This window comes from Stenotrophomonas sp. 2694, assembly GCF_040548715.1.
In the GTDB taxonomy this organism is placed as follows: domain Bacteria; phylum Pseudomonadota; class Gammaproteobacteria; order Xanthomonadales; family Xanthomonadaceae; genus Stenotrophomonas; species Stenotrophomonas indicatrix.
The window spans coordinates 101,412-117,049 of sequence record NZ_JBEPSG010000007.1; the positions used below are offsets into that span (position 1 = coordinate 101,412).

The following is a 15,638-nucleotide window of genomic DNA, read 5'->3' on the forward strand; positions in this document are numbered from 1 at the left end:
ATTCAACGATGAGCAACGCGCAGCACTGGATCGCCCGCAAGGGCCAGCCCCTGCAGGGCAGCCTGACCATTCCCGGCGACAAGTCGGTCTCGCACCGCTCGGTGATGTTCGCCGCGCTGGCCGATGGCACCTCGCATATCGAAGGCTTCCTGGAAGGCGAAGATACCCGCGCCACCGCGCGCATCTTCAGCCAGCTGGGCGTGCGCATCGAAACCCCCAGTGCGTCGCAGCGCGTCGTGCACGGCGTCGGCATCGATGGCCTGCAGGCACCCAGCGCACCGCTCGACTGTGGCAATGCCGGCACCGGCATGCGCCTGCTGGCCGGCCTGCTGGCCGGTCAGGCATTCGACTGCACGCTGGTCGGCGACGAATCGTTGTCCGGCCGTCCGATGCGCCGCGTCACCGGTCCGCTGTCGCAGATGGGCGCGAAGATCGACACCGAGGAAGACGGCACGCCGCCGCTGCACGTGCATGGCGGGCAGACGCTGCACGGCATCGACTTTGCCTCGCCCGTGGCCAGTGCGCAGATCAAGTCCGCCGTGCTGCTGGCCGGCCTGTACGCGCACGGCGAAACCAGCGTCACTGAGCCGCACCCGACCCGCGACTACACCGAGCGCATGCTGTCCGCGTTCGGCGTGGACATCGCGTTCTCGCCGGGCAAGGCCCGCCTGCGTGGTGGCCAGCGCCTGCGCGCGACCGATATCGTGGTGCCGGCCGACTTCTCCTCGGCCGCGTTCTTCCTGGTCGCGGCCAGCATCATTCCCGGCTCCGAACTGCGCCTGAAGCAGGTCGGCCTCAATCCGCGCCGTACCGGCCTGCTGCACGCGCTGCGCCTGATGGGCGCGGACATCACCGAACAGAACCCGGCAGAGCAGGGTGGCGAACCGGTGGCCGATCTGCTGGTGCGCTACGCGCCGCTGAAGGGTGCGCGCATTCCCGAGGAGCTGGTGCCGGACATGATCGACGAGTTCCCGGCATTGTTCGTGGCCGCTGCTGCCGCCGAAGGCCAGACCGTGGTGACCGGCGCCGCCGAACTGCGGGTGAAGGAATCCGATCGCCTGGCCGCGATGGCGACCGGCCTGCGCGCGCTGGGCATGCAAGTGGACGAAACCGAAGATGGCGCCACCCTGCACGGCGGCGTATCGCTGGGCAGTGGCACCATTGAAAGCCACGGTGATCATCGCATCGCGATGGCCTTCGCCATTGCCGGCCAGATCAGCCACGGCGAAGTGCGCATCAACGACATCGCCAACGTCGCAACGTCCTTCCCGGATTTCGACGGACTGGCTCGCAGCGCCGGCTTCAACCTGGCCTGAGGTAGTCCCGGCGCCGCTGCGCGCGCCGGGCCATGCCCGGCGGAATCCCAACGCGCGCGCAAAAAAAACGGAGGCCGAGGCCTCCGTTTTCATTTCAGGCGTCAGCCGGCGATCAACGCTGTTCGGTACGGAAATCCACCGGCACGCGTACCACGCTCGCCACCGCACGGCCCTGGTGCATGGCCGGCTCGAACTTCCAACCCTGCACGGTGTTCAGCACGGCACGGTCCAGGTCGCGGCTGCGCTCACCACTGCGCGACACGATCGCAGCGTCGGTCACGTTGCCACGCGTATCCACGTTCAAGCTGGCAACCACGCTGCCCTGCACGCCACTGCGCAGCGCGACGGCCGGATAGCTGGGCTTGCTGTTGCTCGCCAGCGGACGCGCCTCACGGTTGCGTACGGCCGGGGCTGCCTTGCGCTCGCTCTGCGCGGGCACGGCCTGTCGCGCAGCCGGGGCGGGCGTGGCGGCAACCGGCGTTTCCGTGGCCGGCAGCATGCGCTCGCTTACCGGTGCAGGCGCAACGTCGTCATGGCTGGAGAAACGCAGCCAGACCAGTGCCGCGGCGAACATCGCCACGATCAAGGCCAGCCACAGCCAAGGGGAGGTCGAGCGCGGCTCGAGCGCGCCATCCTGCTGCAGTTGCGGCGAATGAAGGTTCTCGTGGGTGGTGGCAGTCATCGCAAACTCCTCACGTCAGTAACGACGCCCAGAGTGTTGCCCGAGGCGGCGTCGAAGCGTGTCAGCATTGCGTCAACGCAACCTGCAAGGTTCAGCTTTTCTGCGGGGAAGCGTTCAGTTACTGCGGCTTGAAGTCGAACGGCACTTCAATGCTGCCGGGTACCGGCTGGCCATTGCTGACTGCCGGGCTGAAGCGCCAGCGACGCACCGCGTCCGTCGCTGCACGGTCCAGCTCGCGCGAACCGCTGCGCTGGATCACCGTCACGTTGTTCGGGTAGCCGGTGGCGTCCACCTCCACCCGCACCACCACGCTGCCCGCTTCACCGCGTCGCAGGGCGGCGGCCGGGTAGGCCGGCGGCGGCGACTGGCCGGCAATCGGCATCGGCTGCGCATTGGCGGTTGCCGGTGCCGCAGTACCCGGCGCGGCCGGAGCGGGTTCAACCGTGGCCGGTGGCGGGGGCGGGGCGGTTTCCACCAGCTTCGGCGCATCTTCCTCGTCCGGCACCGGGGCCGGCTTGGCGTCTGGCATGTCGCTGGAACCGGCCGCCGCGGCCAGTGGTTCGGGCAGCGGTTCCACCTGGGCGGTTTCCTGCGGCGTCTGCGCGGCCGGGTCGGCACGGAAGAATTCCTTGTCGCGTCCGGTCAGCCAGACCAGCACGAACAGCAGGATGCCCACGCCGAAGGCGATGCCGGCGATCTTCAGGGCGTTGCGCGGGATATGCACGGTGAACGACTTGGCAGGCGACGGACGGGGAGCAGACATGGACCAGACCAGTACGGAATACCTCGATTCTGCCACGGCCGGAATGAACCGGGCGGCAGAATTCCGTATAACAGGCGATAATCCCGTTCCTGTTACCCACCACGACGCCTGCCATGCTTGATCCAGCCCTGCTCCGCCACCAGCCCGCCGACCTCGCCGAACGCCTGCGCACCAGCCGCGGCTTCGAGCTCGACGTGTCTGCCCTGGAGTCACTGGAGGCCGATCGCAAGCGCATCCAGGTGCGTACCCAGGAGCTGCAGAGCCTGCGCAACAGCCGTTCCAAGGCCATCGGCCAGGCCAAGGCCAAGGGCGAAGACGTTTCGGCCATCATGGCCGAGGTCGCCGCGTTTGCCGACGAGCTGAAGGCTTCGGAAGTGGCCCTGGACGAGCTGCGCGAGAAGATCGACACGATCTCCATGGGCATCCCGAACATTCCCGCTGATGACGTGCCGGCCGGTGCCGATGAAAGCGAGAACGTCGAGCAGTCGCGCTGGGGCACCCCGCGCCAGTTCGACTTCAAGGTGCTGGACCACGTTGAGCTCGGCGCCCGCAACAAGTGGCTGGACGGCGAGACCGCCGCCAAGCTGTCCGGTTCGCGCTTCACCGTGCTGCGTGGCCCGATCGCCCGCCTGCATCGCGCCCTGGCCCAGTTCATGCTCGACCTGCACAGCGGCGAGCACGAGTACCAGGAAACCAACGTGCCGGTGATCGTCAACGCCGACAGCCTGTACGGCACCGGCCAGCTGCCCAAGTTCGAAGAGGACATGTTCATCACCCAGCTGGGTGAGCAGAAGCGTTACCTCATCTCGACCTCGGAAATCTCGCTGACCAACATCGCCCGCGACGAGATCCTCGATGCCGAGCGCCTGCCGCTGCGCATGACCGCTCATTCGCTGTGCTTCCGTTCCGAAGCCGGCAGCGGTGGCCGCGACGTGCGCGGCATGATCCGCCAGCATCAGTTCGAGAAGGTCGAGCTGGTTTCGATCTGCCGCCCGGAAGACAGCGACGCCGAACACCAGCGCATGACCCGCTGCGCCGAAGTGGTGCTGGAGAAGCTGGGCCTGCCGTACCGCAAGGTGCTGCTGTGCACCGGCGACATGGGCTTCTCGGCCATCAAGACCTACGACCTGGAAGTCTGGCTGCCGTCGCAGGAGACCTACCGCGAGATTTCCTCGTGCTCGAACTGTGGTGACTTCCAGGCCCGCCGCATGCAGGCCCGCTGGCGCAACCCGGCCACCGGCAAGCCGGAGCTGGCGCACACCCTGAACGGCTCGGGCGTGGCCGTCGGCCGCGCGATGATCGCGGTGATGGAGAACTACCAGAACGCCGACGGCAGCATCACCCTGCCTGAAGCCCTGCGCCCGTACATGGGCGGCATCGAAACCATCGGCTGATCAGCCGGTAGCGCCGGGCCATGCCCGGCGGCCTTCTGATGGGTGCCGGCCATGTCGGCACCGCATCCACGCATGGCGTGGATCTACTGAGGCGGTGCGGCATCCACGCATGGCGTGGATCTACTGAGGCGGTGCGGCATCCACGCATGGCGTGGATCTACCGACGGCGCGATGCTGCATCCAGGCGCTGGGGGCTTAGGGCTTTGCAGTAGATCCACGCCATGCGTGGATGACGCAATCCATCAACCTGCTACGCGCAGCTTCTCCAGCGGTACCCAACCGGCGTCGCCAGCCGCCGGCACACACCACGCCCAGCCATTGAGCGTGCGCACGCCGCGCAACGGCTGCCCCGGGTCCACATCCAGCTCCCGTGCGCAGTAATCCTCCGTGGCAAACGCGCCACCCTGCGCATCGCGACCGATCACCGGCGCCGGCACGAACCCCGGCTGCTGTCCCTCGGCCTCGCACAGAAACCAGTCTTCCCAACCCTCGGGCCCCTCATAACGATCGCCCACCACCAGCGCCTGCCCACGGTGCAGGGTGATCGGGTGCGGAAATTCGCTGCGGTGCGCAGCCATCACGATGTAGTCCATCGCCCCATGGTGGCAAAAAAAAGCGGCCCCGCAAAAGCAGGACCGCCAGGGTGGGCCGGGATGGGGGAGGGAATCCCGGCCCGCGTTCAGCGCCCAGACGAGGGAGAGAGGCGCCGAACGCTGGAACGCGTTACGCCGCTGCCACTTCCGCCGGCTCATGCGACGGCAGCGCTGCCAGTGCACCGGCAATGGCGTCTTCGCGGTGCTGCGGCGAATAGGCGATGCCCTCGGCACGCACGAACTCGATGTCGTTGATGCCCCAGAAGGCAAACGTCTGGCGCAGGAAGGGCTCCTGGAAGTCCGCCGGCGAATCGGTGTAGATACCGCCACGGCTGCTGACCACGATCACCCGCTTGCCACCGGCCAGGCCCACCGGGCCGTTCTCGGTGTACTTGAACGTGCGCCCGGCCACCGCCACGCGGTCGATCCAGGCCTTCAGGGTGGAGGGCACGCTGAAGTTGTACATCGGCGCACCGATCACCACGATGTCTGCGGCCAGGAACTGCTTGAGCACCTGTTCAGCATCAGCGGCCTCGGCCGGGTCGGTCTTGGCCAGCGAGCCGCTGCGCAGATGCGGTACCGGATTGGCGTCAAGATCGCGATAATCAACCTGCAGGCCGTCGATCTGCTGCTTGAACTGGGCCACCACGGCGGCGGTCAGGTGGCGGGAGACGGAGTTGTCGCCAAGCACGCTGGCGTCGATGTGCAGAAGCTTCATGGCAGTACCTATGTTCGGGAGAGGTGGCGGGCTTGCCGCCGACGGAGAGAACGATAGGTTGTTGCATCGGCGGGATAAAGGTGGTTGAATGCCACGTATTGTTCTATCAATGGAACTCGGGTATGCATGACCTGAATGATCTGTACTACTTCGCGATGGTGGTCGACCACGGCGGTTTCGCCGCCGCCGAGCGCGCACTGGGCATCCCCAAGTCGCGCCTGAGCCGCCGTATCAGCCAGCTGGAAACCGACCTGGGCGTGCGCCTGCTGCAGCGCTCCACGCGCCGCTTCGCCGTTACCGACGTCGGTACCAGCGTGCACCGCCACGCCCAGACCATGCTGGCCGAGGCGCAGGCCGCGCGCGAGGTGGTGGACCGCCTAAGCGCCGAGCCTCGCGGCCTGGTACGCGCCAGCGTGCCGGTGTCGCTGGCGCAGATGCAGCTGCCCAAGCTGCTGCCCAAGTTCCTCGAGCAGTACCCGAAGGTGCGGCTGCAGCTGAACATCAGCAACCGCCGCGTGGACATCATCAACGAAGGCTACGACGTGGCCCTGCGCGTGCGCTCGCGGCTGGATGACGACGGCAGCTTGGTGATGCGCAGCTTCGGCCAGGTGCAGGAACTGCTGGTGGCCAGCCCGAAGTACCTGGACCGCGCCGGTCGCCCGAAGGACCCGGAAGAGCTGGCCAACCACGTAACCCTCAGCATCAGCGAAGACGAAGCGCGCCAGCGCTGGGAACTGCACGGACCCGAAGGCGCCGTGCGCCGGGTGGACCTGCAGCCGCGCGTGGCCGGTTTCGACTTCCCGCTGCTGCAGAGCATGGTGAAGGACGGCTTCGGCATCACCATGCTGCCGGAAACTGTCTGCGCCGATGCCGTGCGCAATGGCGAGTTGGAAGTGGTGTTGCCGGACTGGTCGCTGCCGCAGGGCGTGTGCCATGCCGTGTTCGCCTCGCGTCGCGGCCTGCTGCCGGCGGTGCGGGTATTCATCGACTTCCTGGCCGAACACCTGCCGCCGCAGCTGGAGGCCTCGCGCCTGGATTGCGGTGGCGCCTGCGAGAAGGCCAAGGAGCGTATCAAGGCCAGTGCGCTGGGTGCGTTGGCGGTGGACGCGGGCTGAGGCGCCGCCCCGACGGAACAACGGTCTTGGGCAAATCGCCCGGCCGTGCGAGAATGCGTGCCCGGCCAGCAGGCTGGGCCGATACGGAGAGATGGCCGAGCGGTTTAAGGCACCGGTCTTGAAAACCGGCGAAGGGTCAAACCTTCCGTGGGTTCGAATCCCACTCTCTCCGCCAGAATTTTCGAAAAGCCCCTAGAAATAGGGGCTTTTTCTTTGCCTCAGCTATTGCTACCCGCCCGCCTACCCATCCACCTGCGCAGGCCGATTCAGGGCGATCTGCTGCCGAACCCAGCCTTGCACCTCGGATTGTATCCACAGTGCGCGCCTTCCGATGCGGATTGATCGCGGAAAGCGGCCGGCCTTGATCTCGCCGTATATGAAGGTGGTGCCCATGCCAGTGGTCTGCCGCACGCGGTCCAGTGACAGCAACTCTTCCAGCTTTTCAGCCGCGCCCATGTCTGCCTCCCGTCGCGCGCTGCGGTTTTTGTGATTGCTCGGCCAAGCTCAGCTTGAACTGCACAACCTTGCCGGGCGCGATCGGCGCAGCACGCGGGCTCCGGGCCGGCCTGTTGATCCGACGCCACTCAGCCAACGCTGCATCGGCATCCGTCTTCTTGCTGGTCGACCTGCAGCAGCATTCGACCAGGTGGCCCCCCCCGGCGCTCGCTCGCCGCTCGTCTTGGATGTGGCGCGCGCGGTGGCCGGCAGCGCAGTTGGGCAGGCCTTCGGGATGGCTGATCTGCTTCTGAGTCATGGCTTTTCGCACTCCGTAATGTGGGCTTCCAGCTTTTCCAGCAGGAAAGCCGCCTGTCTGGACCTGTGACGCCTGTCGTAATGGTTGAGGTGTGGCGGTGCATCACGCAGCCACTGCAGCGGCTGCAGCATCCAGCGCGGGTCGAACGAAAGCCGGCTGCGCGGATCTACCGGCGGAGCCGGCGGCATGCAGTCAGGGCCGGCCCAGTCTTCGGGATCGCCGCACTTGGTGCAGATGCGGTTCTGGAACACGTGCTCCTTCTCCGGCTGCGGCACGCGCGGCTTTTCGAACAGAGCGCGGATGACCAAGCCACGTTGCGGGCCGTAGTAGACCTGTTCGGCGTTCGCTTCGGCCCAGCAGCCCGGCGCGAAGTCGTCCGCGTGGCGGTACTCCCAGCGTGCCACGTGAGCCGAGTAAAGCTCGGCCATCAGTGTGTCGGCCCAGGCGCGGACCTGGTCGGCGGCAACAGGGCCACCAGCCGGATCGATCCGACGCATGGCGGCAACCACCGCGGCGACCGGAGACGATGCCTTGGTGGCGTCGACCACTGCGGTGGGGCTGCTGGGGAACGATGTAGCGGTCATGCGAACAGGTCCAGTTGGGCCGGCAGCGCCGGCGGCGGGGTGAGCAGTGCGTGTGCAGCGCTGGCTCCGAGTTGTTCCATTCGCTGCAGGAGGCGGCCGGCATAGTTCTCGTTGTTCCTGATGAACCACGACAGCTGGGCGGCCCTGAATCTGTCCCCGGCGTGGCCACGCAGTAGCAAAGCATCTCGCTCTTTGCGAAGCTCCCGGATGTGATGGACGGTTTGGGAGTAGGCACCGGGCAGGCGCCGGCGGTCGTACTCGTCCTCATCGGCGTCAGGCACGTATGCCGCGTCCAAGTCGATCATCGGAACATCTCCAGCTGCTGCGGGACGACCGGGCGACAGATTGCGTAGGGGCTGGGCTCTCGTTCGTTGAGCAGGTCACGGGGGATATCGAAGTGATAGCCCCGGCCGTTCATGTCGGTGATGCAGATCATCGGGAAGTAGCAGACCGCGATGGCCCCGGAGCAGAACAGGTAGTAGCCGCGACCACACGGCGCGCGGCCGCTCTCGGTGCTGCTGACCAGCATGTCGCGCGTCCACCCGGCGGCAATGCGTACCGCCACCGCCTCCGATGCGATCGACCGCGCTTCATCCCGGTCCATGATTCGCGGGGACACCATGCCCATGGTCCGCAGTGCTGCGTCCATGTCGCCGGCAGCGAGTGCCTGAAGCGCCTGGCCTCGGGCTTCCCACAGACGAGCGTCCTGGGGAGCGATTGAGTCGATATCGACCCCGGACATGCTGGCGAGCTGCCAGCCGACGTCGCGGTGGTCCATTGAAGCGGTGAGCAGCTGGTCAGCCATGGCGCACCGCCGTGTTGTTGGTGATCGCCTTCATCGCCAGCCCCGCAGATACTCACCAAACGTCACGCCACCGTCGTAGCGCAGGAACTGCCGGTAGCACTGCTGCGACCTGGTCAGTTTCGGCGGCAGCGGGGTGTGCTCCTGCACCGCCGCCCGGCCGGCCTGGGTGACGTTGAACAGGTCGCTGCCGCCGGTGATCGCGTTGCCCGCGCGCTGAACCATGAACCCGCGCGAGACGAGCGCCATGCAGCGCCGGTGACCGGCTCCGCCTGGGTCCGTGACGAAGTGGTTGCGATAGCTTCGCTCCATGCCACCGTCGCCGACTCCCAGGGCATGGCGAAGGATCTGCAGTTGGGCTTGCGGCAAAGAAGCACTCCCGCACAGTTGTTTCACAATCACATCGAATCTCCGTGGAAGTGCGGTGATAAGCTCCGCTGGGACTTAACAAGGCAGCCAACGCATGAAGCGATCGAACGAGGGTTACGGAGAGGTGTTCCTTGTTGCCCAAGACGGTGCGGTTGCGACCGTCCACGTGGATGGACGAGGCGCCTATTGGTCTGTAAGCGTTTTTGAGGTGGCACTGCCGACATCGACAGTCGTGCATGTGGGCCGGGGATTTCCGGTAGTTGGATTGCTTTCGGAAGCACGTCTCCAGGGCACGTCCGCAGCGATAGAGAAAATCGCCGATGGATTGCGGCGCGGTACGGCCCAAGGCGGCCCCGTGCTGCGCGTAGTGGCCAAGGAACGAGCCGGTCAGCCCCTTGGTTACGACGGTTACATCGAGGCGGTGGATCGAAACGGGGACGTCACCGATAACGTCTTGGTCACGATGGTCCGCCGGGACGACCAGACGTTGCAGGAAGCAGTTGAGCTGGCCCGGCGGGGGCTGGCTGACATTCCGGGCGTGGATGCCGAAGGAAAGTTCGTCAGGTAGCAGCATCGGCGTGTACCCCAGTTATTCCAGCGTTAATTGACTGCCCACCGAGGGCGGCGCTGAATTCCCAGCGCTCTGCCTCTCGGGTGTAGTAGGCCGCGCGCTCCTGGCGCTCGCTTTCGGTGAACTGCCTGTCGTGCAGCGCGTGGACGGCGGCTTCGCGGTTTGCTTTGGCCATGCGGACCGGGTCGTCTTTGAAAATGTCGAGCTGGTTACGCACGGCACGCCTCCGGCTGCCGGGTCATGGCAGAATGCCGTCCAGTCCACAGGGGGATTGGGAAATGGGTAGTTGGGAGCAGTTGTGGAATGGAATCAGCCCATGCATGGAGCCCGGTGTTGGTGACTGCGTCATTTGGTGGGATGCATGGGCCGTAGTGGTAGCCGTGTTGGGAGTCGCAGTTGCTATTGCTAGCGTCGGCGTCGCCGCGCTTGCCGCCTTTGCGGTGTTCCTGCTGGGTAAGAAAGCCAACGCCGTTGCTCAGGTTGGGCTGACAAATGGAATCGAGGAGCGAAAGCGACTCAATGTGCAGTTGGCTGCCGAACGAGAAAGAGAGGAACAGGTGCTTCTTTGCTTTCTGAGCGGAGAACTCGCACAAATTCGGGTGAGGGTTGGAGCGATACAAAGCCTTCTCAATGCTGCGACCTTTTCTAAAGACCGGTTCGTTTCTCATTCCCCAATTCGTGCGCAGTTGGCCGAGAGGGCTGGTGAAATAACGACGAACAAGCTCTTCTCCGTCATTTCCAGATTGCACGCAGTGCCCCCAAAAACCGGCATGAGGCTGGCGCGGCTCGCGGGAGACGTTTCCTCTATTCAACGCGAATTTGGGGCGTATTCCTTGGCTCACTGGGAACCCAGCGCCAATGACGGTCCGGTGTTGGCTAAGGAGAAGACAGAAGGATTGGCGGAGGGGTTTGACAACATCAAGGACCTTGTCGATCGCGCTGCTGCTGATGCAGCCGTACTCGACGACCGAGCGATTGACGAGGCTGCGCTTCTCAAAATCGACTAGCCCAGCAGTTGAGCGGTTCAGCGCTGCCACGCGTGCTGGGTCGTGATCGAAGACGTCAAGCTGGTTACGCACGCTGGACTCCTGGGATGAGTTGCCGGCTGGTGGAACCCGGCCGGCGCGGGCTCCCTGCGCTACAGGGGGAGAGCGCAGGGCAGGGGATCAGTGGGTGTCGTCTGCGGGCATCGGCGCGCGCTGTCGCTCTGCCGCGCGCTGCCGCATTTCCTCGCGGAAGGCTGGCCAGTTCCGGACCAGGTCGCGTACGCCGCACCAGGCGAAGTAGGCGATGCCTGCAGCGCACGGCAGGACGAACGAGGCGGCGCCGGTGTAGATGGCGCGCGCCAGCAGTGCCAGCAGCAGCAAGACGATTACGGCGCAGTAGAAGGGCAGGGCCAGGTGGCGCATTACTCGGCGTCCTGTTCGGTGGTGGGTTCGGCCGGTGCTGGGCCGGCGGGCGGGGTGATGGGCGGGATGCCGACGGCCATGGCGGCGATGAAATCGGCGTCGGTCATGGGGCACCAGCTGCAGTGATGTGGCGCTCTACCCAAGTCCGCATGCGCGTCCATCGCTGCTCCGGCGGTTCGTTATCCCAGCGCCACTCGCCGTCGTTCTCGTGAACGATCTCCGCCGCCATCGCTTCGGCGATGCCAAACGCCTTGCTCACGGCCTCGCGGTCGTTGGGGTCGAGGCCGGTCATGTCCAAGCCGCGCTTGGCGCCGATAACCCCCAGCGTGCAGTGGCAGCCTGTGCTGTCCTGCAGCTGTTCGGCGATGAGGCGCTTTTCTGGCATCGCGTCGAGCGCATCGCGAAGCTCGATCAGGAACTGCTGCCCGCGCTTGCCGCGCAAGGCGGAAGAAACCGCGCCGCGCCAGCAGATCAGCGGCCAGGTGTCGCAGTCGTCGCTGTATCCGCTGCGGCTCATGCGGCACCGCCCTTGACGCGGGCGAGGGCAATGGCGCGCCGCCCCCAGGCTTCCCGCGCCGCCTCGAACGATTCGTGATCGCTCGGCGAGTTGAGCCACCGGTCTCGCGCTTGGTCGTAGTCCTGATCGGCCGCAACCAGCGCATCAATGGCCTCGGCAGCTTCCTGCAGCGCGTCGGCGTAGCGGCGGGTGTCTGCGCCGTCGTCAGCTGCGCCATGAAGCGCGCTCACTGCGTGGCGGATGGCCGCGATCTTGGAAGGGGCGCTCATGCAGCACCGCCTTGGGCGCGCGCATCGAGACGCGCGGCGGCAACGGCACCCGCAACGCTCTGGCCGTGCAGGAGGACGCCGGCGGCTGCGTGACCGGCCACGTAGCGAACCAGTTCGGGGCGCACGCCCCAGCGTCCAGCGGCGCGGCGCACGATGCCGGCGGCGGCGGCCGCGCGCTGCACGGGGGAGTGGTTGGCGATGACGGCGCTCATGCGGCGGCGCCCTGGCTTTCGTCGCGCAGCTGCTGCGCAGCGGCGATCAGGGCGCGCGCTGCGGCGGTTGCCTCGTCGGCGGTGTAGTAGATCCGGGCGGCGCCGAAGTTCTGGACGACCTTCCCGCTGACCGTGTCAGCCTTGGCGGTGCCGGGGGCGGTTTCGGTGTTGAGGGCCAGAGTAGGCATGGTTGATCTCCTGCCCCCGGCCCTGGGATAGGGCTCAGTTGAGCGACAGGCGAAGATTAGGAGACGCTAATCATTCTTGTCAATAGGAGTGGCTAACATTCTGCCGATGTCTCGACCCCAGCAACCCGGGATAGTGAGCGAGCCCAGACCTCTAGTTGCCCAGGAATAGGTCTCTGCCGAATACCCGTGCTGCATGCTAATGTCGAGCGCCATTAAACAAGGACCGGTCATGAAGAAGCGTGTTGCTTGCTTGGCGTTGCTGGGAACGTTGATAGGCTGTACGACGACTGCAGTCGAGCCTGGTCGGGAACATCCAATCCCCGCAGAGCGCGTTTTCCTACCGAATCTTCTGACGCCCAGTGCCGAACGTTCCGCGCAGATCGTCGTAACAAGGGATCAGGGAGTCAAAGGATCCGCCTGCGCCTACCTGCTCTTCTTGGACAACGCGAAGGTGGTATCAATTAGGTCCAGCGAGAGCGCAACTTTGCATGTGACTCCGGGCGGCCACTTCTTGCGATTGGAGACGACCGGTGGTTTCTGCGGCTCTAGCGCTACGTCTCAAAACGTAGTCATTGGGGCTGGTGAACGACAGGCGTATCGAGCAATTCAGCCAGCCTCTGGTGAGGCGCACCTTTCTCGATCCGAGTGATGGCCTTCGCTCCCCCAACAAGAACGCCGCGAACGCGGCGTTTTCTTTTGCTCCAATCTTCAGAGCGCAGGCACTAGGCACTAGAACTTGCGCAATCCTGCGTGTATTAGGGCTTTTCCTAAGATGCAGAGATCGCCCAGATCGGGGCGGTAAGCAGGGAAGTCAGTGTTGACGCTCACAACATACAGACCATCACCTCGCTTCTGCAGCATCTTGATCTGCGTCTCGCCGCCGATGTTGATGAGGTAGTAGTCATCGCCGTCGAAGTAGTCGCAACTGGTGTCGATCCAAACAATGTCACCATCTTCCAGCTTCGGACGCATGGATGGGCCCCGGCCGGTGATGATTTGAATTCGACCAGGATGGGGCAGGTAGCCGAGCTTCCTGCGCACTTCCCATTCGGCAACCTCGATGGTCTTTACAACCTCCGGGTAGTCTTGGTTGACCATCCCTGCACCCATCCCCGCACCCCCTTCGAACAAGTCGAAGCGAACATAGCCGGGTGGCGTCTCAACCTCTCGGACTGGCGAGATCCATTCCGCTGGATCTGTGCCCGACAGCATCTGTCCTTTGCCCGTGGCTAGCCAAGTCTCGCTTACGCCCAGACCTTTGGCAGCTGCAAGAAGGTTCTCTCCTCGCAGGAACTTGGCCTTGCCGCTGAACCACCCGTTGACACTAGGGGCAGAAATTCCTACCCGACGAGCAAGCTCTGCTTTGGTGATCTTGGCGTGCTCGATGGCGAGCGTGAGTCGTTCGGCAAGAGTGGTCATTAGGAAAGGCTAACCACAATTGGATTAGGACTGGCTATTGACTGATGCATTAGCTAGTCCTAATATTTTCTGCATGGACAACCTTACTGCTTCCGAAATCATCGACCGCTTGGGTGGCACGACCGAGGTGGCCCGTATCTGCCAGATCAAGCCGCCTTCCGTGAGCGAGTGGCGTTCTAGTGGGATCCCGCCGGCGCGGAGGCAGTTTCTCGAACTGCTCAAGCCGGAAGCCTTTGGTGCGCCGCCCGCTGGAGTAGTTCGGACCCTTTCGGACAAGCGCATGAGCAAGCGCGCGCTGCGCGCAAAGCTGGGCCTGAGCACCGACAAGCAGTTGGCCAAGGTGCTGCAGCTGCCGGCCGAGCAGGTTGAGGGCTGGGCAGAGGAGGGTGCCTTGCCGGCCCTGCCGCAGATCCAGCGCCTGCTGGGCGTGCAGGAACAGACGCAGGCGCAGCCAGCGCCGCATGACCCCGACGAAGACCGATACGCACCTCTGGAGGTTGCCTGACATGCGCGCGCTGAAGCGACGACTGGCAATCCACCGCCGACTGCTGGCCTTCCAGGAATGGCCGTCTACCTCGGCTGCCCTCGCGGCGGGCTCACGAGCCTTCCTATCGCATCTGTCGCAGGAGGAAATCACGCTCTCCAAAGATCTTCCTCCACGCGACATGCCGAGTCTGCAGTGGCCTATTCGTTCTCTGCAGAAGCTGCGCAGCAGATCGGAACTGCTGCGCAGCCAGCAACTCAGTCTAGAAGCGGCTTCAGCTACATGTCCTCTGGCCCGAGCGCGTCTTTTGGCAGCGTCCAGCCATGCATTTCTTCGGTCAAGGCGAATCGAAGGTCTTCCAGAGACATTGCCCGAACAACCGACGGCAGCCAGTGGTGCTTTTCCACAAGGTAGTAGTGGATTGCGTCCAAGCCAGTCAGGTCGTTCTTCCAGCCTTCCCGCTTCTTCAGCGTGTCGCCGAAGACTTCGAGCGTGTAATCCGCAAAACCCTTCCAGTAGTGATTTTGATGCCGGATCTCGTTCATCTGACTCCGGCCAGCCGTAACGCCCTTCTTTGCCATGTCGCCCTCCTTGCGGGCTGTGTTGTTCGCAAATCCAGCGTAGCGCAAGGGGGGCGACCCCCGTCATCCCTGAGTAGTTGTCCATGGCGCCCATCGTGCGCCGCTCCTGAGAGCCTGTCATGAAGCCCAAGCCCCATTTCCTGCCCAAGCGCCAGACGGTGATTTACGGATTCACCGAGCAGATGCTGCGCGACACGGGCACCAACCGCCGCAGCTTCGCCATGGTGGTGGCCGATCAGTACCTGTCGATGTACGCACAAGATGACCGTGAAGTCCCGTTCCGAATCACTCTGGGTGGGGAAGGGGACGGCGACGCGGACAAGAAGCACAACGGCCAGATCCTCGGTCGCTACCTGGACGGCGTCGTCAAAACGCTGCCGGCGGATCTGGAAGATTCGTGGGTGATGAGCTTGCCCGAGCCGTACCGCAGCAACTGCGAGCGCGCGCTGGGCCGCCGTCGCGGCATTCTGCCGATCCGCATGGACGCCATCGAAACGTCAGCCGATACGGTCGGTGTTGGGCAGTTGGTGAAGGACTTTGGCGACCTCTGCGCAGCGATCAGTCCTGCAGTCGCCGACGGCGTGATTGACGAGAAGGATCGCCCCCACGGGCACAAGATCATCAATGAGTGCGATGACATGGTCATCAGCGCGCTGACTTTCCGGAAAGCAGTCATTCGAGCGATGGGGCTGGAGCAGAAGGCATGAATCATCCGGCCCGTTCCAGCGATCCCAGCACCACCCACGAGGCAGCCAACTACATCGTTGCCACTGGCGTCCAAGGTGACCAACAAGCCGCAGCGGCTTCTGCCGTGCGCCGCTTCGCAGGCCTGACCAGCCTCGAACTGGCGAACGAGACGGGCATCTGCCGATACGTGCTCGCTCGACGCCTTCCCGCT

At 64.8% G+C, this 15,638-nt stretch carries 25 protein-coding genes and 1 tRNA gene; 8 read left to right on the plus strand and 18 right to left on the minus strand.

Going from position 1 to position 15,638, the window contains the following annotated elements; all coding sequences use genetic code 11:
• Positions 1-8 precede the first annotated feature (8 nt).
• Positions 9-1,316: a 3-phosphoshikimate 1-carboxyvinyltransferase gene (aroA, locus tag ABIA73_RS10800; protein ID WP_088100318.1), complete on the plus strand. Its 1,308-nt coding sequence runs from the start codon at positions 9-11 to the stop codon at positions 1,314-1,316.
• 112 nt (positions 1,317-1,428) lie between these two features.
• Here the strand turns inward: aroA and ABIA73_RS10805 are convergent, their stop codons facing one another.
• Together ABIA73_RS10805 and ABIA73_RS10810 are read right to left on the minus strand one after the other, a co-directional pair.
• Positions 1,429-1,998: an energy transducer TonB gene (locus ABIA73_RS10805; RefSeq protein WP_309910126.1), complete on the minus strand. Its 570-nt coding sequence runs from the start codon at positions 1,996-1,998 to the stop codon at positions 1,429-1,431.
• 118 nt (positions 1,999-2,116) lie between these two features.
• Positions 2,117-2,761 (minus strand): energy transducer TonB, encoded by a 645-nt coding sequence (locus ABIA73_RS10810; RefSeq protein WP_025878754.1) that lies wholly within the window; start codon positions 2,759-2,761, stop codon positions 2,117-2,119.
• A 113-nt stretch (positions 2,762-2,874) separates the two neighbouring features.
• Between ABIA73_RS10810 and serS the strand changes: the two genes are divergently transcribed.
• Positions 2,875-4,155 carry a serine--tRNA ligase gene (gene serS / locus ABIA73_RS10815; RefSeq protein ID WP_354275759.1) on the plus strand — a complete coding sequence of 427 codons (1,281 nt, stop codon included), beginning with the start codon at positions 2,875-2,877 and terminating at the stop codon, positions 4,153-4,155.
• Between the two features lie 242 nt (positions 4,156-4,397).
• Here serS and ABIA73_RS10820 read toward each other — a convergent pair whose 3' ends face one another.
• Both ABIA73_RS10820 and ABIA73_RS10825 read right to left on the minus strand, forming a co-directional pair.
• Positions 4,398-4,748, minus strand: coding sequence for an SH3 domain-containing protein (locus ABIA73_RS10820; RefSeq protein ID WP_263929216.1), 351 nt, complete (start codon positions 4,746-4,748; stop codon positions 4,398-4,400).
• A gap of 130 nt (positions 4,749-4,878) precedes the next feature.
• Positions 4,879-5,466, minus strand: a complete 588-nt coding sequence (locus ABIA73_RS10825; protein WP_354275760.1) for an FMN-dependent NADH-azoreductase — start codon at positions 5,464-5,466, stop codon at positions 4,879-4,881.
• A gap of 122 nt (positions 5,467-5,588) precedes the next feature.
• Here ABIA73_RS10825 and ABIA73_RS10830 point away from each other — a divergent pair, with 122 nt between their 5' ends.
• Positions 5,589-6,581: a LysR family transcriptional regulator gene (locus tag ABIA73_RS10830; RefSeq protein WP_025878750.1), complete on the plus strand. Its 993-nt coding sequence runs from the start codon at positions 5,589-5,591 to the stop codon at positions 6,579-6,581.
• A gap of 85 nt (positions 6,582-6,666) precedes the next feature.
• Positions 6,667-6,756: transfer RNA gene (locus tag ABIA73_RS10835), tRNA-Ser, on the plus strand.
• A gap of 65 nt (positions 6,757-6,821) precedes the next feature.
• On the opposite strand, the gene ABIA73_RS10840 is transcribed toward ABIA73_RS10835, so the two are convergent.
• The 6 genes from ABIA73_RS10840 to ABIA73_RS10865 are packed head-to-tail and all read right to left on the minus strand — an operon-like array spanning position 6,822 to position 9,123.
• Positions 6,822-7,037, minus strand: coding sequence for a helix-turn-helix transcriptional regulator (locus tag ABIA73_RS10840; RefSeq protein ID WP_354275761.1), 216 nt, complete (start codon positions 7,035-7,037; stop codon positions 6,822-6,824).
• On the minus strand, positions 7,024-7,335 hold the full coding sequence (locus ABIA73_RS10845) for a hypothetical protein (protein ID WP_354275762.1): 312 nt from the start codon (positions 7,333-7,335) through the stop codon (positions 7,024-7,026). Before ABIA73_RS10845 ends, ABIA73_RS10840 begins: the two co-directional genes overlap by 14 nt.
• Positions 7,332-7,883: a hypothetical protein gene (locus ABIA73_RS10850; RefSeq protein WP_354275763.1), complete on the minus strand. Its 552-nt coding sequence runs from the start codon at positions 7,881-7,883 to the stop codon at positions 7,332-7,334. Before ABIA73_RS10850 ends, ABIA73_RS10845 begins: the two co-directional genes overlap by 4 nt.
• A gap of 32 nt (positions 7,884-7,915) precedes the next feature.
• Positions 7,916-8,224 carry a hypothetical protein gene (locus tag ABIA73_RS10855; RefSeq protein WP_354275764.1) on the minus strand — a complete coding sequence of 103 codons (309 nt, stop codon included), beginning with the start codon at positions 8,222-8,224 and terminating at the stop codon, positions 7,916-7,918.
• Positions 8,221-8,724 (minus strand): hypothetical protein, encoded by a 504-nt coding sequence (locus ABIA73_RS10860; protein WP_354275765.1) that lies wholly within the window; start codon positions 8,722-8,724, stop codon positions 8,221-8,223. Before ABIA73_RS10860 ends, ABIA73_RS10855 begins: the two co-directional genes overlap by 4 nt.
• Positions 8,725-8,754: 30 nt before the next feature.
• The gene (locus ABIA73_RS10865; protein WP_354275766.1) at positions 8,755-9,123 is read right to left on the minus strand and encodes a hypothetical protein; all 369 of its coding nucleotides are present in this window, start codon (positions 9,121-9,123) and stop codon (positions 8,755-8,757) included.
• 61 nt (positions 9,124-9,184) lie between these two features.
• Here ABIA73_RS10865 and ABIA73_RS10870 point away from each other — a divergent pair, with 61 nt between their 5' ends.
• On the plus strand, positions 9,185-9,658 hold the full coding sequence (locus ABIA73_RS10870; protein WP_354275767.1) for a hypothetical protein: 474 nt from the start codon (positions 9,185-9,187) through the stop codon (positions 9,656-9,658).
• On the opposite strand, the gene ABIA73_RS10875 is transcribed toward ABIA73_RS10870, so the two are convergent.
• Complete coding sequence (locus tag ABIA73_RS10875; RefSeq protein ID WP_354275768.1) at positions 9,651-9,878, minus strand: hypothetical protein; 228 nt, start codon at positions 9,876-9,878, stop codon at positions 9,651-9,653. The two genes, ABIA73_RS10870 and ABIA73_RS10875, sit on opposite strands and share 8 nt — an antisense overlap.
• Before the next feature lie 103 nt (positions 9,879-9,981).
• Between ABIA73_RS10875 and ABIA73_RS10880 the strand changes: the two genes are divergently transcribed.
• Complete coding sequence (locus ABIA73_RS10880; protein WP_354275769.1) at positions 9,982-10,668, plus strand: hypothetical protein; 687 nt, start codon at positions 9,982-9,984, stop codon at positions 10,666-10,668.
• Positions 10,669-10,827: 159 nt separating this feature from the next.
• Here the strand turns inward: ABIA73_RS10880 and ABIA73_RS10885 are convergent, their stop codons facing one another.
• The 6 genes from ABIA73_RS10885 to ABIA73_RS10910 all read right to left on the minus strand — a co-directional run bounded on the left by ABIA73_RS10885 (position 10,828) and on the right by ABIA73_RS10910 (position 13,675).
• Positions 10,828-11,070 (minus strand): hypothetical protein, encoded by a 243-nt coding sequence (locus tag ABIA73_RS10885; RefSeq protein ID WP_223484682.1) that lies wholly within the window; start codon positions 11,068-11,070, stop codon positions 10,828-10,830.
• Between the two features lie 103 nt (positions 11,071-11,173).
• On the minus strand, positions 11,174-11,587 hold the full coding sequence (locus tag ABIA73_RS10890) for a hypothetical protein (RefSeq protein ID WP_140227332.1): 414 nt from the start codon (positions 11,585-11,587) through the stop codon (positions 11,174-11,176).
• Positions 11,584-11,856: a hypothetical protein gene (locus ABIA73_RS10895; RefSeq protein WP_140227331.1), complete on the minus strand. Its 273-nt coding sequence runs from the start codon at positions 11,854-11,856 to the stop codon at positions 11,584-11,586. The genes ABIA73_RS10890 and ABIA73_RS10895 overlap by 4 nt, the downstream gene beginning before the upstream one ends.
• Entirely contained in the window at positions 11,853-12,068 is a 216-nt protein-coding gene (locus ABIA73_RS10900; RefSeq protein WP_100436535.1) for a hypothetical protein, read from the minus strand. Before ABIA73_RS10900 ends, ABIA73_RS10895 begins: the two co-directional genes overlap by 4 nt.
• On the minus strand, positions 12,065-12,256 hold the full coding sequence (locus tag ABIA73_RS10905) for a hypothetical protein (protein ID WP_354275770.1): 192 nt from the start codon (positions 12,254-12,256) through the stop codon (positions 12,065-12,067). The genes ABIA73_RS10900 and ABIA73_RS10905 overlap by 4 nt, the downstream gene beginning before the upstream one ends.
• 729 nt (positions 12,257-12,985) lie before the next feature.
• Complete coding sequence (locus tag ABIA73_RS10910; protein ID WP_354275771.1) at positions 12,986-13,675, minus strand: LexA family transcriptional regulator; 690 nt, start codon at positions 13,673-13,675, stop codon at positions 12,986-12,988.
• Between the two features lie 280 nt (positions 13,676-13,955).
• On the opposite strand from ABIA73_RS10910, the gene ABIA73_RS10915 reads away from it, so the two are divergent.
• On the plus strand, positions 13,956-14,180 hold the full coding sequence (locus tag ABIA73_RS10915) for a hypothetical protein (protein ID WP_354275772.1): 225 nt from the start codon (positions 13,956-13,958) through the stop codon (positions 14,178-14,180).
• Between the two features lie 257 nt (positions 14,181-14,437).
• Here ABIA73_RS10915 and ABIA73_RS10920 read toward each other — a convergent pair whose 3' ends face one another.
• Entirely contained in the window at positions 14,438-14,740 is a 303-nt protein-coding gene (locus ABIA73_RS10920; protein ID WP_354275773.1) for a hypothetical protein, read from the minus strand.
• Between the two features lie 119 nt (positions 14,741-14,859).
• Between ABIA73_RS10920 and ABIA73_RS10925 the strand changes: the two genes are divergently transcribed.
• Positions 14,860-15,447 carry a DUF8585 domain-containing protein gene (locus ABIA73_RS10925; RefSeq protein WP_301866023.1) on the plus strand — a complete coding sequence of 196 codons (588 nt, stop codon included), beginning with the start codon at positions 14,860-14,862 and terminating at the stop codon, positions 15,445-15,447.
• The last annotated feature ends 191 nt before the right edge of the window (positions 15,448-15,638 follow it).

Bases quoted from the DNA above. Each gene is read 5' to 3' on its own strand.
- aroA (WP_088100318.1), top strand. From the start codon at position 9: ATGAGCAACGCGCAGCACTGGATCGCCCGCAAGGGCCAGCCCCTGCAG.
- ABIA73_RS10805 (WP_309910126.1), bottom strand. From the start codon at position 1,998: ATGACTGCCACCACCCACGAGAACCTTCATTCGCCGCAACTGCAGCAG.
- ABIA73_RS10810 (WP_025878754.1), bottom strand. From the start codon at position 2,761: ATGTCTGCTCCCCGTCCGTCGCCTGCCAAGTCGTTCACCGTGCATATC.
- serS (WP_354275759.1), top strand. From the start codon at position 2,875: ATGCTTGATCCAGCCCTGCTCCGCCACCAGCCCGCCGACCTCGCCGAA.
- ABIA73_RS10820 (WP_263929216.1), bottom strand. From the start codon at position 4,748: ATGGACTACATCGTGATGGCTGCGCACCGCAGCGAATTTCCGCACCCG.
- ABIA73_RS10825 (WP_354275760.1), bottom strand. From the start codon at position 5,466: ATGAAGCTTCTGCACATCGACGCCAGCGTGCTTGGCGACAACTCCGTC.
- ABIA73_RS10830 (WP_025878750.1), top strand. From the start codon at position 5,589: ATGCATGACCTGAATGATCTGTACTACTTCGCGATGGTGGTCGACCAC.
- ABIA73_RS10840 (WP_354275761.1), bottom strand. From the start codon at position 7,037: ATGGGCGCGGCTGAAAAGCTGGAAGAGTTGCTGTCACTGGACCGCGTG.
- ABIA73_RS10845 (WP_354275762.1), bottom strand. From the start codon at position 7,335: ATGACTCAGAAGCAGATCAGCCATCCCGAAGGCCTGCCCAACTGCGCT.
- ABIA73_RS10855 (WP_354275764.1), bottom strand. From the start codon at position 8,224: ATGATCGACTTGGACGCGGCATACGTGCCTGACGCCGATGAGGACGAG.
- ABIA73_RS10860 (WP_354275765.1), bottom strand. From the start codon at position 8,724: ATGGCTGACCAGCTGCTCACCGCTTCAATGGACCACCGCGACGTCGGC.
- ABIA73_RS10870 (WP_354275767.1), top strand. From the start codon at position 9,185: ATGAAGCGATCGAACGAGGGTTACGGAGAGGTGTTCCTTGTTGCCCAA.
- ABIA73_RS10880 (WP_354275769.1), top strand. From the start codon at position 9,982: ATGGAGCCCGGTGTTGGTGACTGCGTCATTTGGTGGGATGCATGGGCC.
- ABIA73_RS10885 (WP_223484682.1), bottom strand. From the start codon at position 11,070: ATGCGCCACCTGGCCCTGCCCTTCTACTGCGCCGTAATCGTCTTGCTG.
- ABIA73_RS10890 (WP_140227332.1), bottom strand. From the start codon at position 11,587: ATGAGCCGCAGCGGATACAGCGACGACTGCGACACCTGGCCGCTGATC.
- ABIA73_RS10895 (WP_140227331.1), bottom strand. From the start codon at position 11,856: ATGAGCGCCCCTTCCAAGATCGCGGCCATCCGCCACGCAGTGAGCGCG.
- ABIA73_RS10900 (WP_100436535.1), bottom strand. From the start codon at position 12,068: ATGAGCGCCGTCATCGCCAACCACTCCCCCGTGCAGCGCGCGGCCGCC.
- ABIA73_RS10905 (WP_354275770.1), bottom strand. From the start codon at position 12,256: ATGCCTACTCTGGCCCTCAACACCGAAACCGCCCCCGGCACCGCCAAG.
- ABIA73_RS10910 (WP_354275771.1), bottom strand. From the start codon at position 13,675: ATGACCACTCTTGCCGAACGACTCACGCTCGCCATCGAGCACGCCAAG.
- ABIA73_RS10915 (WP_354275772.1), top strand. From the start codon at position 13,956: ATGAGCAAGCGCGCGCTGCGCGCAAAGCTGGGCCTGAGCACCGACAAG.
- ABIA73_RS10920 (WP_354275773.1), bottom strand. From the start codon at position 14,740: ATGGCAAAGAAGGGCGTTACGGCTGGCCGGAGTCAGATGAACGAGATC.
- ABIA73_RS10925 (WP_301866023.1), top strand. From the start codon at position 14,860: ATGAAGCCCAAGCCCCATTTCCTGCCCAAGCGCCAGACGGTGATTTAC.